We start from the raw sequence: 14,586 nt of genomic DNA, 5'->3' as shown, positions 1-14,586 counted from the left end.
TTTAGTGAATCATATAGAAGAAGAACCGCACGGCGATGGACACAAACGGCGCGACAAACATCACACTGTCAAATCGGTCCAGAATACCGCCGTGACCGGGAAAAATGGTGCCGTAGTCCTTGATGCCCACCTGGCGCTTGACGGCCGAGGCGAACAGATCGCCCAGGATGCCCAGCACCGAGGCAATGCCGCCCATGACGGCCAGGATCAGGTAATGATACGGCTGCACATTGATGGTAATGACATGATACCGCGCAGACAGCAGCGAGTAGACCAGCGTCAGCACCATACCGGCCGCAATGCTGCCCGCCACACCGCCGACAGCGCCCTCCACCGTTTTGTGGGGGCTGACCACGGGGGCCAGCTTGTGCTTGCCGAAGGCGCGGCCTGCAAAGTAAGCCGCGGTATCGCCGCCCCAGGCAAAGCACAAAATCAGCAGAATGAAGTAGATGGCATCATAGCGGTAAGTTGCAAAGGGCAGCACCCGCTTTAAGTGTACCAGCGAATAGAAACAGAAGATGATAACGCCGGAAAAATACACAAACCCGGAAAGCCTGCCGAAATCGATCGTCTTAACGTTTTTGATTTGGCAGATGTTGAAGAACAGCACCACCAAAAAGCTGCACGGCAGCAACACTGCGCGCACGGCCTGCATGCCGCTGAGCATGATCATCAGCGTAAACGGCACGGTGACAGCGTACAGGTACCACTGCTTTTTGCCAAAGCCCATGGCGGAAAATACCTCATGGATGGCCAACAGGCAGATAGCCGTCAGCGTCAGGTCAAAAAACAGCGTATCAAAAAAGGTAAGAACAAGGGCCAGAAAAGCCAGCCCCACGACGGCGGTAATAACACGGGTCTTCATAGCGGTAGTTCCCTTTCAGGTGAAAAATTTGTCTGGGTCACACCAGAAAATCAGACTTCCATGATTTCCTTGTTCTTGTTGGCGCAAATCTCGTCGACCTGCTTGACATACTTGTCGGTCAGCTTCTGGGTCTCTTCCTCCAGCTTTTTCTGGTCGTCCTCGGTCAGCTCACCGGCCTTTTTCTGGGCCTTGAACTTATCCATGGCATCGCGGCGGACATTGCGCACGGCGATCTTCGCTTCTTCGCCCTGCTTGGCAACGTCCTTGGTCAGCTGCTTGCGGCGCTCCTCGGTGGGGGCGGGGAAAACCAGGCGAATGACCTGGCCGTCGTCAATGGGGTTGATGCCGATGTCGCTGGTCTGGATAGCCTTGGAGATGGGCTTGAGCATGGAACGATCCCAGGGGGTGATGGTCAGGATACGGGCCTCGGCCACGGCGACGGCGGCGATCTGGTTGATGGGCGTGGGGCTGCCGTAGTAGTCCACTGCCACGCGGTCCAGCACGGCGGGGTTGGCGCGGCCGGCGCGGATAGCGGCCAGTTCACGCACCAGATGGTCCACGCTGGCGTTCATTTTTTCTTCAAAAGGTTTGGTCATGCTGCTCATAATCGTTTTCTCCTTATTTTGTCAATATTTATCAGAATAGGGGGATTTTATGAATTTTTCAACTTATTCTTTTACCAGGGTTCCCACGACCTCGCCCTGCACGGCCTTGGCAATGTTGGCGGGCTCGCCCAAGTCAAACACCAGAATGGGCAGGCCGTTGTCGCGGCACAGCGTTGCGGCGGTGGAGTCCATGACGGCCAGACGCTCGTCCAGCACGCGGGTGAAGGTCAGCGTGTCATAGCGCACGGCGTCGGCGTACTTGTGGGGGTCCTTGTCGTAAACGCCGTCGACCATAGTGGCCTTGAACATGGCGTCCGCGCTGATTTCCAGCGCGCGCAGGGCGCTGGCGGTATCGGTGGAGAAGATGGGGTTGCCGGTACCGCCGCCGAACACAACGATCTTGCCGCTTTCCAGCGCGGCGATAGCCTTGTCGCTGGTGAACACCTCGGCCACCTGGGGCATGAAGGAACTGGTCATGACCACGGCGGGCACACCCTGCTGACGCAGCGCATCCTTGACCGCCAGCGCGTTCATAACGGTTGCCAGCATACCGATTTTGTCGGCGTCCATGCGATCCATGCTGCCGCTGGAACGTCCGCGCCAGAAGTTGCCGCCGCCCACAACGATGCCGATCTGCACGCCCAGGTCATGGGCGGCCTTGATGCCCGCGCAGATGGAGGCGATGGTCGCCTCGTCAAAGCCGGTGCCCTTAGCGCCGGAAAGCGCCTCGCCGCTGACTTTGAGAAGAATACGTTTGTACTGGATTGCCATAATAAAGCACCACCTGTTTTGTATTTGCCCCCGCCGCCGCAGCGCAAGGGCACAGTGAACCAATATGATTGTTTCTATTTTACAATAGATTGTGCGCAAAGTAAAGTCACACCGAAAAAAAGATTTTGGCCCCCTGTGCTCACAGGCAAAAAATAACACACCCGCGTCGTTTACGGATGTGTTTGCTTTTTATTGCCGGCAGGCGCGCAGCCCGTGCACCAGTTCCCCGTGCAGGACCTCGCGGCTGCGCCCGGCATACCAGTTGTCGGACTCTAAGAGCAGGCTGCCGATATCCACCGTGCAGGGCGGCAGGGTAAATTCCAGCTGTGTCCCCTGCCCTTGCCGTGCGCAGATCTGCCAGCCCATCGCCTCGGCGCAGCGGCGTATCTCCCTCAGGCCGGTGGCACCGCACTGCTCCAGCCGTGCGGCGCTGACGCCGTTACTCAACAGCTCCGCCGCGTCCTGCGGCATACCGCAGCCGTCATCGCTGTACACCAGCTTATCGGCAAACAGGTGCAGGCAAATCCGCTTTGCCCCTGCTTCGATGGCGTTGGAAAGCAAATTGCCCGTAATGCGTGCCACAAGCCGGGCATCGCCCATGGTCGGCAAAATCTGCACGCCCGGCTCACAGGTCAGCCGAATCTCTATGCCGCTGCCAAGCTCCTGCAGGTCGCGGCTGCAAAAATCGCACATTTCACGCAGGGTTCCTGCCAGTTCCATGGGGTATAACTCCGGCTCCGTCAGCCCCAGACAGGCAGCGTGGACGGTATGGCGGCTCAGGCGGCGCAAGTCCTGCAATTCTTCCCGTGCGGCAGCCAGCAGCGCTGCAACGTCCTCTTGGTCGGCATCGTCCAAGCGGCCTTGCAGCACTTCCAGCGTGTTTTCCAGCATATCAAAAGAGAGCGCCATACGCCCCTGCAGCCCGCCGCGCAGGGCCAAAAGGGTATCCTGTTTCTCCTGCGATTCCATAAGCATCGCCTCCGTAAGGTGTGGCATATCATAGGTAGGTGCGCAATTCCTCAATCAGCGCGCGAATCAGCCGCCCGTTGGACAGCGGCGTCTGCGATGTGCAGCCGCAGCGCCAGCACAGCGCAACATACCCTTCGGTGTGCTTGCGGCACAGCGCCCCCGACAGGCGGGACAGCGCCGCCGTGACCGCCTTTTCGTCGATACCGCGTTCCTCGCCCGCGATCTGGTATAAGCGGCTCAGCGGCAGCTCCTGCTCATAAAGCAGGGCGCACAGCAAAATCCGGTTCAGATACTGCGTACCGGTGAGCGTGGGGTCGGCTTTCAGGCTTTGCATCGCCGCACAGCAAAGCCGCTGAATATGATAGATGCGCGTGCTGCGCTCGTCCGCACCGAGGGCATACACTGTGCCGAACAGCGCTTCCATACTGTACGGGCGCACCAGCCGGGCGTAGCGATCCAGCTTGTGCAAAGCGCCGCGCGCGGCGGCGGTTTCGGGAAAAGGTGTCAGCAGAAGGATTTTCGGGCTGGGCAAACCGGGCAATTTCTGCACGCTTTGCAGCAGGTTTTGAAACGTCGCTTCGGGCAGCAGCACATCCACCGCCACCACCTGCGGGCAAATTCCCTCCTGCAGCGCCTGCAAAAGTGCCTCCGCCGTTGCGTACACGCCCGCCGTTACGCAGGGCTGGCTGTGGGCGTACAGCCGGATGCAGTCGCGCTCCAAGGACTGCGAAACGGCAAAAAGCGCCGTGACCTGTGCCGGCTCCTGCGGCAGTTCTGCCGCAAAAACAAGATTTTCTAACAGCGGCATAGCAGTCACCTCAAGCCCGGATACAGGTCCCGGATCACATCGTTGATTTGCTGGGGCGAAACGGCATTTTCGTACAGGAAACACAGCAAAAGCTCCGCCTGCGCAGCGTCCTGACCGGGGAAGATGCACTCCCGCGCGGGCAGACCATTTTTCTGCGCAGCTATGTACAATGCATCCGCGTGTTTGCGCAGCGTATAGGTTATGCAGCCCGCTGCCTGTAACCCCGCAAGCTCCGAGAACTCGCGCCGCAGCACAGCAAGCTCTCCGTCTGATGTTTGACCTTTCATTCCTTTTCACACTCCACAATGTCACATTCTGCAACAACCGCACATTTTTTGCGGTTGTTAGTGCCGCAAATTGTGCGGCATTGGATCAATTATAAAATGTAACACAGGTGGATTCAATCCACACGGCGTATACGTTTTTCTACGCCGCCGCGTGGGGTAGTTTCAGTATACCACGCATTGTACGGTATAGCAATCATTTTTTTGCGCCAAGGGGAATCTTATGCGTAAAATTTTCTGCAAAATAATTTTGCGGAAATTTCTTTTGAAATTTTTACCGCTTGGCACTTGACATTTTGCGGCGAATGGCTTAAAATAATCAAGTCGCAAATATGGGCCTGTAGCTCAGTTGGGAGAGCGTTCGGTTCGCATCCGAGAGGTCAAGGGTTCGAATCCCTCCAGGTCCATAAAAACAAAGTCCCCTGCCGTGTCCCGGCAGGGGGCTTTGCTTTTATGTTGACCTGTAGAGGATTCGAACAGCCAGTCCCCGCCGCAGCGGGGCGCAAATCAGCCCGGTGGGCTGTTTGCGAGGGCGCGGGAGAATTCCTCCAGGTCCATGCGCCGGTTGCCGTACCCCGGCGGGGCTTTTGCTTTTATGTTGACCTGTAGAGGATTCGAACAGCCCGTCCCCGCCGCTGCGGGGCGCAAGGTTTCCCGACTTCTCCATCGCCTTTCATAAAACCTGCCCAAAATTTACGGGCAGGCTTTGTCCAAGATGTAAATTTATGCAATATAGGTTTGCGTCCCTATCAATTTTGTTGTATCATACAGATAAGTATTTGCGTTTAGGGGAGTGTCCGCTATGAAAATGCCTTTTCTTTCCACGCTGTCACGCCGACAGCTGACCATCCTGATTGCCTCCGCTGCCGCCGTGGTCGTTACGGTTGCGGTCTCTGTTGTGCTGGTCGTGACCGCCCCCAAACGCAAGAATCCTTCGGCCCTGCCCAACGGCTCCCCTGCGTCGGCCTCGTCCGGCGGAAGCTCCGGTGCAGCCTCGGCCTCGGTATCGGTCGTGACCGATCCCGCTGAAATCGGCACGGTTCTGCCCGAAACCGCCGACGCGGGCCGCAGCTATGTGGACGAGACACTGTTTATCGGCGATTCCAACACGGCGCGCTACCTTTTATACGCCGACGATACCGGCAAGGCGTTCACCACCTCGGCCAACAATATCGGCGTTGTCAGCATGGGGGCGGGTGCCATCACCACACTGGAATGTGAGCAGTTCACGGGTTCCTCCAAGATGTACACCGTGCCCAAGGCTGTGGCCATGCTCAAGCCCAAACGCATCATCATCTGCTACGGCACCAACAACCTGAGCGGCACTTCCACCGATGCAACGTCCTTTATTTCCACCTACTTAAAGGGTCTGAAGGCCATTCGCGATGCCTGGCCCTACTGCGATATCATTGTCAGCGCCATTCCCCCGCTGGACAAGCAGCGCAGCAACACCCGCCTGGACATGGTACAGGTGGACGCCTACAATGCCGCCATTGAGACGATGTGCACGGATAACGACTTCAAGTTTCTGAACACCGCCGAGGTCCTGCGGGACGAATCCACAGGCTGGGCCAAAAAAGACTACACGCTGTCGGACGGCGTGCACCTTTCCAAAACCGCCGTAACAGCGTTGTTTCAGTATGTGCGCACCCACGCCTACATCACGGAGGATCGACGCCCCCAGCCCTTGGGCACGATCCCGACCCCCGTGGGCGTACCTGTCAATTTGATCAAGGAAGATCCCATCGCCGTGCGCGATGCCAAGGTTCCGCTGGAATTTGTCGTGCAGGGCAACGGTGTGCTGTCCGGTTCGACCAGCCAGCTGGTAAGCAAGGGCGGTGTTGCCGCCGCCGTGACAGCCACGGCCGATAAGGGTTGGGTATTCCGCGGCTGGCTGGCCAGCGACGGTGCCCTTTACACAGATGCCACCCTTGCCTTTACCATGCCCGCCACGGCCAATGCCGGCGGCGAGGTTGTGACCGCCGTGTTTGCAAAGTGCGAACATACCTATCCCAACTCGGAAGAATACAGCGGTAAATCGCCGCTTTCTCTGAATGAAGGTTCCACCCAATACCCCGCCGACTGCACCGCCGTACACGGCTATGTGTATAATTGCAGCCTGTGCGGCGAGACCGTAACGGTAAACAAAGCGCTCTATCAGGAGCACGCCTGGAGCGATACAGCCGGTGAGGACGGCGCTTTCCACTGCAAACACACCGGCTGTACACAGACCAAAGCTGCCGCCACTCCCACACCTACGGCCACACCGAGCGCCAAGCCGACGGCCACGCCCACGGCAACACCCACTCCGACACCCACTCCAACACCCACTCCGACACCTACTCCGACGGCAACGCCCACAGCAACCCCGACGCCGACACCGACGGAGCCTACCACACCGACGGAGCCTACCACGCCGCCGGAACCTACCGCACCGACGGAGCCTACCACGCCGACGGAGCCTACAACGCCCACGGAACCTACCACGCCGACGGAGCCTACAACGCCGACGGAAACCACCACACCGACGGAAACCACCACACCGACGGAGCCGCCGACCGCACCATCAGAGTCGGAAACCACCAACGAACCAAGCGGTGAAAGTGACCCCGCCCCCGAAACCACCGACGTCCCCGAAACATAATCCCATGCCGCCCTTTCGGGCGGCTCAGGTTGTCGAAAAACCTTTTTTGACTTTATGCAGCATTTGCAACCTATCGAATGCTTTGTAGGGAACGGTCTCGACCGTTCCGTGCTGCCTTGCCAAAAGCACGACACTGCGAGATAACCGCGCGCCATTCGGCGCGATTTTATGCGCTGCGCGCGGCCAAATGTGCGGATGGGTCAAGACCCATCCCTACAAATCTTCCGGCAAGTAACTTTTTCTGCAAACTGCGCCGCCCTTTCGGGCGGCTTTCTTGTGAACATTACCAAAAGGAGAACCTTGTTTTTATGGCAAATAACGAACGCAAAAACAGCAACGGCGCACTGATGCGCCGCTTTATGCCTTATCTGGCCAAGTACAAGGGCGTTTTGTGCTTTGACCTTTTCTGCGCCGCACTGACCACCCTGTGCGATATCATCCTGCCCAAAATCATGAGCACGCTGACCAACTCGGTCGGCTCGTTGACCGCCGCGCTGGTGCTGAAGCTGGCGGCGCTGTATCTGGTGCTGCGCATTATTGACGCAGCAGCGCAGTATTTCATGTCCAGCGTCGGCCACATTATGGGCGTGCATATTGAAACCGACATGCGCCGCGATGCCTTTGACCACCTGCTGCGGCTGGACCACACCTATTACAACAACACCAAAGTCGGGCAAATCATGGGCCGCATTACCAACGACCTGTTTGATGTGACCGAGTTTGCCCACCACTGCCCCGAGGAATTTTTCATTGCGGGCATCAAGATCGCCGCATCCTTTGTGATTTTGTGCCAGTCCAGCGTGCTGCTGACGCTGGTGGTGTTCGCCTGTGTGCCGCTGATGGGTGTGGTTTCGGTCAAGCTGAACCAGAAGCTGCGCGCCCGTTTTCGCGAGCAGCGGTTCCAGATCGGTGAGCTGAACGCCACCATCGAGGACAGCCTGCTGGGGCAGCGCGTCGTCAAGGCGTTTGCCGCCGAGGATCTGGAGCGCGAAAAGTTTGAGCAGGGCAACCGCGCGTTTGAGGCCATCAAAACCAAGGGCTACTACGCTATGGCGGCGTTCAACACCTCGACACGTCTGTTTGACGGCTTGATGTATCTGGTGGTCATTCTGGCGGGCGGTCTGTTTCTGGTGTACGGCGCCATCACGCCCGGCGATTTGGTCGCCTATGTTTTGTATGTATCTACGCTGATTGCCACCATTCGCCGCATCGTAGAATTTGCCGAGCAGTTCCAGCGCGGCATGACGGGCATCGAGCGCTTTGCCGAAATCATGGACACCCCCATTGCCATTGCCGACGCCCCCGACGCCAAGGCGCTGCAGGTCACGCAGGGCGGCATTGAGCTGCAGGACGTCAGCTTTGAGTACCCTGACGACCACAACAAGGTGCTGCGCCACGTCAATTTGACCATCCACCCCGGCGAAAGTCTGGCGCTGGTCGGCCCCAGCGGCGGCGGCAAAACCACCCTGTGCAACCTGATCCCCCGCTTTTACGATGTCACGGGCGGCCGTATTCTGATCGACGGGCAGGACGTGCGCAGCGTGACGCTGCACAGCCTGCGCAGTGCCATTGGCGTGGTGCAGCAGGACGTTTACCTGTTCAGCGGCACGGTGGCGGAAAACATCGCCTACGGACGCCCCGATGCCACCCGCGCCGAAATTGAGGAAGCCGCCCGCCTAGCGGGTGCCGACGAGTTTGTGCGCGCGCTGAAAAGCGGCTACGACACCTATGTGGGCGAGCGCGGCGTCAAGCTGAGCGGCGGGCAGAAGCAGCGCATTTCCATTGCACGGGTATTTTTGAAGAACCCGCGTATTCTGCTGCTGGACGAAGCAACCAGCGCCCTGGACAATGAGAGTGAGATCCTTGTCGGGCAAAGTCTGGACAAGCTGGCCGTTGGCCGCACGACGCTGACCATTGCGCACCGCCTGACGACCATCCAAAACGCCGACCGCATCCTGGTGCTGGGCAAAGACGGCATTGAGGAGGAAGGCAGCCACGCCGAGCTGCTGGCGCAGAAAGGCATTTATTACCGTCTGTGGAACGGTCTGGTAAGCGGGCAGACGCTGTAACCCTATACAAAAACCGTGTGCCGGGGCGATGCCCCGGCACATTTTTTATGACGCTGCCTTGAGCTTTTTGCGCATACGGTTCATATTCAACAGGCAGGTCATCGCGTTGGATGCCACCATGATACCCAAAAACGCCCCCATGCCATAGCGCGGCAACAGCAGCATGATGGCCGTTATGCGAAAGGCCGAGTCCAGCAGCGAATACCGAAAGCTCGCCAGCTGCTCGCCCAGCCCCTTCAGCACGCCGTCCACCATGCTTTCCATATACATAAACGGCGCGGCGGCGCTCAGGTGCCGCACATACACCCCCACGGCGGGGTCGCCGTACAAAAGTTCCGCCAGCGGTGCGCCCGCCAGCGCAAACCCCAGCCCCGCCAGTATCGACAGTGCCCCCGTGACCGCCAGCATACGCCGCACCAGATGCCGCACCCGCGCCATGTTGCGGGCGGTGTGGGCGCGGGTAATTTCCGGCATCAGCAGGCCGGACAGCGCTGCCAGCACCGAAAACGGGAAAAACAGCAGCGGCAATGCCATGCCTTTTAAGGCACCATACTGCGCCAATGCGTCGGCACGGCTGCCCGTGTACAGCGTCAGCGTGTACGGGATCAGCCCGCTTTCCGCCGCCTGCAAGCCCCCTGCCAGCAGGCGGCTGCCCTCGACCGGCAGGACGATGGCATACAACTCCTTGGCGGTGTAGGGGTGCAGCGGCTCGGCGGGGGTTGCGGCAAATTCCGGCGTTTTAGCGGCAAAAGCCAGCATAATCCCGCAGGACACCGCCTCGCTGACGGTATTGCCCAGCAGCACCGCCCCGCAGGCATACCCCGCGCCCCAGTGCTGCCACATCTGCAAAGCACACGCCGCCGTGGTCATGCGCACCAGCTGTTCGACGAATTGCGCCGTAATGTTGGGCTTTACCTTGCGCGCCGCCAAAAAACAGCCGCGCACTGCCCCCGCCACCGCAAGAAACGGCAGACTGAGCGCCAGAATACGCAGCGGCATCTCGGCGCGGATATCGTGCAAAAACACCCGCGCGCACACCCCCGCCAGGGCGAATTGCAGCACCATGGCCGCCGTGCCAAAGCAAAGCGCCGTACCGCACAGGCTGCGCAGCGTTGCCGCCATGCCCCGCCCGCGCGCCAGGCTTTGCGCCGCCAAACGGGTGGAGGCAACATTCAGCCCCGACGACGCCAGCGCCACAAACACCGTGTACACCGCCAAAACAAGCTGGTACAGGCCCATACCCTCGGTGCCCAAACGGTGGGACAAAAACACGCGGTAGCCCATGCCCAGCAGCCGCAGCACCATGCCCGATACTGCCAGCCGGGCCGCATTCTTCAGGTAAACGCTGCGCTGTGCCATGGGGCACCCCCTTCCCTACCGATACGGTATGCGGGGTTTTCCTGTAATATGCCGATATGGTATTGGTAAGTATTGCATTTTCCGTCAGGATTTGTTAAACTATTGGCGTATGCAAAAACGCGGCGGGCTGTGCCTGCCGTTCAAGAAGGAGCAAGTAAGCAATGAGTGAATGTACGCACGATTGCAGCAGCTGCAGCGCAAACTGCGATCACCGCGCGCCGAGCCACGAGCCGCCGCACAAGAACAGCCGTATCAAAAAGGTCATCGGCGTTGTGTCCGGCAAGGGCGGCGTCGGCAAGAGCATGACCAGCGCCATGCTGGCCGTTTCGATGCGCCGCATGGGCTACAAGGCCGGCGTTCTGGACGCTGATATCACCGGCCCGTCCATCCCCCGCCTGTTCGGCGTGAAAGGCCCCGCCACCGGCGACGGTGAGAGCATCAGCCCCGTGGAAAGCCGCACCGGCGTGCAGGTGATGAGCATCAACCTGCTGCTGGACGACCCCGAAGCCCCCGTGGTATGGCGCGGCCCCGTGATTGCCGGTGCTGTCAAGCAGTTCTGGCAGGACGTGGTGTGGGATGTGGATTTCCTGTTTGTGGATATGCCTCCGGGCACCGGCGACGTGCCGCTGACCGTGTTCCAGACCCTGCCCGTGGACGGCATTGTCATTGTGTCCAGCCCGCAGGAGCTGGTGGGCATGATCGTGGGCAAGGCCGTGCAGATGGCCCAGATGATGAACGTGCCCATTCTCGGCCTGGTCGAGAATATGAGCTACGCTGTCTGCCCCGACTGCGGCAAGCATATCAACGTCTTTGGCGACAGCCATGTGGACGAGATCGCCGCCAAGTACAGCCTGCCTGTTCTGGCCAAGATGCCCATCGACCCCGAACTGGCCAAGGAGGCCGACGCCGGCATGATCGAGATGTTCGCAGGGGATTCGCTGGACGGCGCTGCCAACGCCGTGGCAAAGCTGCTGAAGTAAATAGCAAAGTGAGGGATGCGGTATGAAGAAGTTTTTGGAAGAGTTTAAGGCTTTTGCCCTAAAAGGCAACATGATGGATATGGCCGTCGGTGTTTTGATCGGCGGTGCGTTCAGTGCGCTGGTCACCTCCCTGACCGAGAACATCATCAACCCCGTCATCGGCATTTTGTTTAAGGCGGATTTCAGCGAGGTCGTGCTGCATCTGCCCTTTGATATCAATTTGGGCATCGGCGCGTTTGTGTCGGCGGTGATCAACTTTTTGATTCTGGCGCTGGTTTTGTTCCTAATGCTGAAAGGCATGAACAAGCTGCTGGAGTTTGGCAAAAAGGAGGAACCCGCCCCCGAAGCACCGGCACCCAAAGCCCCCACGCAGGAGGAGCTGCTGGCTGAAATTCTGGCAGAGCTGAAAAAGCGCGGCGGCGACCAATAACCGCAGAAACATAAAAAGCAGAAAAAGGTTTGGACAGGCTTTCGCCTGTCCAAACCTTTTTTGTTATGTAATGTCCGTCAAATCCAGTGCTGTTCTAAGCAATACCGGTAAACACCATCCTGTGCGACATCGCCGCAGACGGCATTGGCACGGGCTTTCAATTCCGGCGAGGCATTGCCCATGGCAATGCCCGTGCCCACGGCGTCCAGCATTTCGCAGTCGTTGTTGCCGTCCCCAAAGGCTGCCGCCTGCGCGGGGGTCAACCCGAAATAGGCAAGCGTTTTTTGTATGCCGATGCCCTTGCCGCCGCCCGCCGGGATGACATCCACGGCGCGGTCCCACCAGGCGGCAATTTTTGCCCCGTGCGCCCCCTGCAAAACAGCCTCGTAATCCGCGGCGCGGCAACCCAACATAACCTGATAAATGTCCTTTGTATTGCACAGGTCATCAAAATCCGGCACGATGCGCGGCACCTCGTTGGCAATGGCAAAGTAGTCCGTCAAATCTTGGTCAGCCCCGTTGGCGGCCAGCTCGTCCCGCATGGCGGCAGCCACAGGGCGCCCCAGAGCCGTGGCATTGCGCACCAGTGTGCGCACATCGTCGGGGGCGAGGGGGTTGCTGAAAATGGTTTCGGTTTCGGTGTAGCACAAAGAACCGTTGAAAGTCAGGTAAGCGTCAAATTTCACGTTGGGAATGTCCGGCAGTGTGATGGGCGAGCGCCCCGTGGCCAGGCAGATTTTGACCCCGCCCGCGCGCAGACGGCGCAGGGTTTCCAGCGTGGCGGGGGTAATGCGCTTGGTCTGCATATCGATCAGTGTGCCGTCAATATCAAAAAACACGATTTTTATCGGATGCACAGCGAATTTTCCTCCTTAGCGTTCACACTTCCAGAAATGGCAGCTGTACGGTTCCAGCTTGCTGCCGCCGCCGAAGTCGTGGTCGGTGCCGTCGATCAAGTCCACCGCGCGCCCGCAGCCCGCGTCGAAGTGGGCATCAAAGGGGTTTGCATCGGCGTTGATGGCAACCAGCACCCGCTCGCCGTCGGCGCAGCGCTCAAAAATCAGCTGCTTGGGCTGCACCAGCACATTGCGGTAGCTGCCGTAGCACAGCGCCTTGCTGCCGGTCTTTGCCTTGGCGAGTGCGGCGATCCATGCGGTCAGCTCGGTTTCCTGCGGGGTTTCCACGGCGGGGCGCAGGGTCGGGTCGCCGTTGCGCTTGTCCCCTTCCATGCCCCACTCACTGCCGTAGTAGACGGCGGGCACACCGGGCATACCAAAGGTCAGACCATAGACGGGCTTTAGGTGATTTTTGTCAGTCAGGATCGTGGCAATGCGCGTCACATCGTGGTTATCCACAAAGCTGAGCAGATGCTTGCCGGTGTACAGGCACCACGGCTCGGACCCGAACTGGCGGTTTAAGCTGTAGCTGATCTCGTGCATATTGCCGGTGTTAAAGCTGGAATACAGCCCCTTATAGCACTCGTAGTTGGTCACGCTGTGGCAGGCGTGGTCGTTGACCCAACGGTTGTAGTCGCCGTGCAGGGTTTCGCCCACCAGCACAAAATCGGGCTTGATACCGTTGGCAAGACCGCGCAGCTCCCCCAAAAAGCCGAGGTCAAGGCAGTATGCCACGTCCAGACGCAGACCGTCAATGTCATAATCGCGCACCCAGCCGCGCACGGCGTCAAACAGGTGCTGCTTTACCTGCGGATTTTGCAGGTTGAGCTTGACCAGCTCGTTGCAGCCCTCCCACGATTCGTACCAGAAGCCGTCGTTATAGTTGGTGTTGCCGTCAAAGCTGATGTGGAACCAGTCCTTATAAGGGCTGTCCCAGCGGCGCTGCTGCACGTCCTTGAACGCCCAGAAGCCGCGCCCCACATGGTTGAACACACCATCAAACAGCACACGGATGCCCGCAGCGTGCAGGGCGCTGCACACCTGCTGCAGATCCTGCTTGCTGCCCAAGCGGCGATCCACCTGGTTATAATCGCGGGTGTCGTAGCCGTGGGCGTCGCTTTCCATCAAGGGGTTGAACAAAACGCAGGTCGCGCCCAGCTTTTTGATGTGCGCCACCCAATCCAGCAGGCGCAGCAGACGGTGGTTGTCCGCGCCGTCCGGCTCCTCGTTTTGCAGCGGCGCGCCGCACAACCCCAGCGGGTAAATTTGATAGACAACGGCTTCCTCGTACCACATAGCTATGACTCCTTTTTTCAGAAGAACTTCTTTTTCAGTTTGGGCTGCAGGGCAACATGGTAGTAGCGGGTCAGGTTAAGCAGCGCACGGTCACACAGCCAAAAGGACAGGTTTCCCATGGCCAAAAGCATGGCTGCCATGCCGACGCCGTCCTCAAGCAGCTCGTTCAGAACAGCGGGGCCAAGCAGCGCGAACAGCACCAGATACAGCAGCGCCGTGCCCGCATTGAACACCGCAAACTTGGCAACCCAACGCAGCAGCGTGTTTTTTACGCGTTGGAGGGCTGTGCGCAGCACGGGGTAATACCCCATGACCAGCGCGTAAAACAGTGCCAGCTCGGTTTCGGGCACCAGCAGCACCGCCAAAACAGATACCGTCAGGTACAAAAGCAGCGCATACTTGGGGCCGTATTCCTCCAGCACAGGGATCTGCAAAAACGCCGCCAGCATGGGCGCAGCGTAGGTGCCGATCTGCAATGCGCTGCCCAACAGCAGCAGCACGACGGACAGCGCCCCCAGCACCCCGCACAGGGCGATTTTTTGACTTTCGGTCTTACGCATTTCTTTTCCCTCTTACTTTGCACATTATACACTGTTTTGTTTTACATTTC

Annotated in this window: 14 protein-coding genes and 1 tRNA gene; 5 read left to right on the top strand and 10 right to left on the bottom strand. The window is 59.0% G+C overall.

Annotation, left to right across the window (positions count from 1 at the left end; genetic code table 11):
- Position 1: 1 nt before the first annotated feature.
- The 6 genes from Q0I19_RS02565 to Q0I19_RS02540 form a co-directional block, all read right to left on the bottom strand.
- Positions 2 to 865, bottom strand: coding sequence for a phosphatidate cytidylyltransferase (locus Q0I19_RS02565; RefSeq protein ID WP_294758182.1), 864 nt, complete (start codon positions 863 to 865; stop codon positions 2 to 4).
- Between the two features lie 50 nt (positions 866 to 915).
- The gene (gene frr, locus Q0I19_RS02560) at positions 916 to 1,470 is read right to left on the bottom strand and encodes a ribosome recycling factor (protein ID WP_294758183.1); all 555 of its coding nucleotides are present in this window, start codon (positions 1,468 to 1,470) and stop codon (positions 916 to 918) included.
- Between the two features lie 63 nt (positions 1,471 to 1,533).
- Entirely contained in the window at positions 1,534 to 2,241 is a 708-nt protein-coding gene (gene pyrH / locus Q0I19_RS02555) for a UMP kinase (protein ID WP_294758186.1), read from the bottom strand.
- 189 nt (positions 2,242 to 2,430) lie between these two features.
- A complete protein-coding gene (locus Q0I19_RS02550) occupies positions 2,431 to 3,210 on the bottom strand; it encodes an ATP-binding protein (protein WP_294758188.1) in 780 nt (259 codons plus the stop codon).
- A 28-nt stretch (positions 3,211 to 3,238) separates the two neighbouring features.
- A complete protein-coding gene (locus Q0I19_RS02545; protein WP_294758190.1) occupies positions 3,239 to 4,018 on the bottom strand; it encodes a hypothetical protein in 780 nt (259 codons plus the stop codon).
- Positions 4,019 to 4,023: 5 nt separating this feature from the next.
- Positions 4,024 to 4,305 carry a hypothetical protein gene (locus tag Q0I19_RS02540; protein WP_294758192.1) on the bottom strand — a complete coding sequence of 94 codons (282 nt, stop codon included), beginning with the start codon at positions 4,303 to 4,305 and terminating at the stop codon, positions 4,024 to 4,026.
- 331 nt (positions 4,306 to 4,636) lie between these two features.
- Between Q0I19_RS02540 and Q0I19_RS02535 the strand changes: the two genes are divergently transcribed.
- The 3 genes from Q0I19_RS02535 to Q0I19_RS02525 all read left to right on the top strand — a co-directional run bounded on the left by Q0I19_RS02535 (position 4,637) and on the right by Q0I19_RS02525 (position 9,015).
- Positions 4,637 to 4,709 (top strand) — tRNA-Ala (locus Q0I19_RS02535).
- A 395-nt stretch (positions 4,710 to 5,104) separates the two neighbouring features.
- Positions 5,105 to 6,946: an SGNH/GDSL hydrolase family protein gene (locus tag Q0I19_RS02530; protein ID WP_294758193.1), complete on the top strand. Its 1,842-nt coding sequence runs from the start codon at positions 5,105 to 5,107 to the stop codon at positions 6,944 to 6,946.
- A 308-nt stretch (positions 6,947 to 7,254) separates the two neighbouring features.
- The gene (locus Q0I19_RS02525) at positions 7,255 to 9,015 is read left to right on the top strand and encodes an ABC transporter ATP-binding protein (protein ID WP_294758194.1); all 1,761 of its coding nucleotides are present in this window, start codon (positions 7,255 to 7,257) and stop codon (positions 9,013 to 9,015) included.
- A gap of 45 nt (positions 9,016 to 9,060) precedes the next feature.
- Here Q0I19_RS02525 and Q0I19_RS02520 read toward each other — a convergent pair whose 3' ends face one another.
- Entirely contained in the window at positions 9,061 to 10,374 is a 1,314-nt protein-coding gene (locus tag Q0I19_RS02520) for an oligosaccharide flippase family protein (RefSeq protein WP_294758196.1), read from the bottom strand.
- A 161-nt stretch (positions 10,375 to 10,535) separates the two neighbouring features.
- Here Q0I19_RS02520 and Q0I19_RS02515 point away from each other — a divergent pair, with 161 nt between their 5' ends.
- Positions 10,536 to 11,354 (top strand): Mrp/NBP35 family ATP-binding protein, encoded by an 819-nt coding sequence (locus Q0I19_RS02515; protein ID WP_294758198.1) that lies wholly within the window; start codon positions 10,536 to 10,538, stop codon positions 11,352 to 11,354.
- Positions 11,355 to 11,376: 22 nt separating this feature from the next.
- Positions 11,377 to 11,784, top strand: a complete 408-nt coding sequence (gene mscL / locus Q0I19_RS02510; protein WP_294758200.1) for a large conductance mechanosensitive channel protein MscL — start codon at positions 11,377 to 11,379, stop codon at positions 11,782 to 11,784.
- A 77-nt stretch (positions 11,785 to 11,861) separates the two neighbouring features.
- Here mscL and Q0I19_RS02505 read toward each other — a convergent pair whose 3' ends face one another.
- From Q0I19_RS02505 to Q0I19_RS02495, 3 genes are read right to left on the bottom strand one after another with little or no spacing between them, the layout of a single operon-like run.
- Entirely contained in the window at positions 11,862 to 12,641 is a 780-nt protein-coding gene (locus Q0I19_RS02505) for a Cof-type HAD-IIB family hydrolase (protein ID WP_294758202.1), read from the bottom strand.
- A gap of 15 nt (positions 12,642 to 12,656) precedes the next feature.
- Positions 12,657 to 13,976, bottom strand: a complete 1,320-nt coding sequence (locus tag Q0I19_RS02500) for an alpha-amylase family glycosyl hydrolase (protein ID WP_294758204.1) — start codon at positions 13,974 to 13,976, stop codon at positions 12,657 to 12,659.
- A gap of 17 nt (positions 13,977 to 13,993) precedes the next feature.
- Positions 13,994 to 14,536 (bottom strand): hypothetical protein, encoded by a 543-nt coding sequence (locus Q0I19_RS02495; protein ID WP_294758206.1) that lies wholly within the window; start codon positions 14,534 to 14,536, stop codon positions 13,994 to 13,996.
- Positions 14,537 to 14,586: the final 50 nt, after the last annotated feature.

This window comes from uncultured Gemmiger sp., from assembly GCF_934561205.1.
Classification (GTDB): Bacteria; Bacillota; Clostridia; order Oscillospirales; family Ruminococcaceae; genus Gemmiger.
The sequence above is the reverse complement of the archived record's forward strand: the minus strand, read 5'-3'. Positions and strand labels throughout refer to the sequence as shown.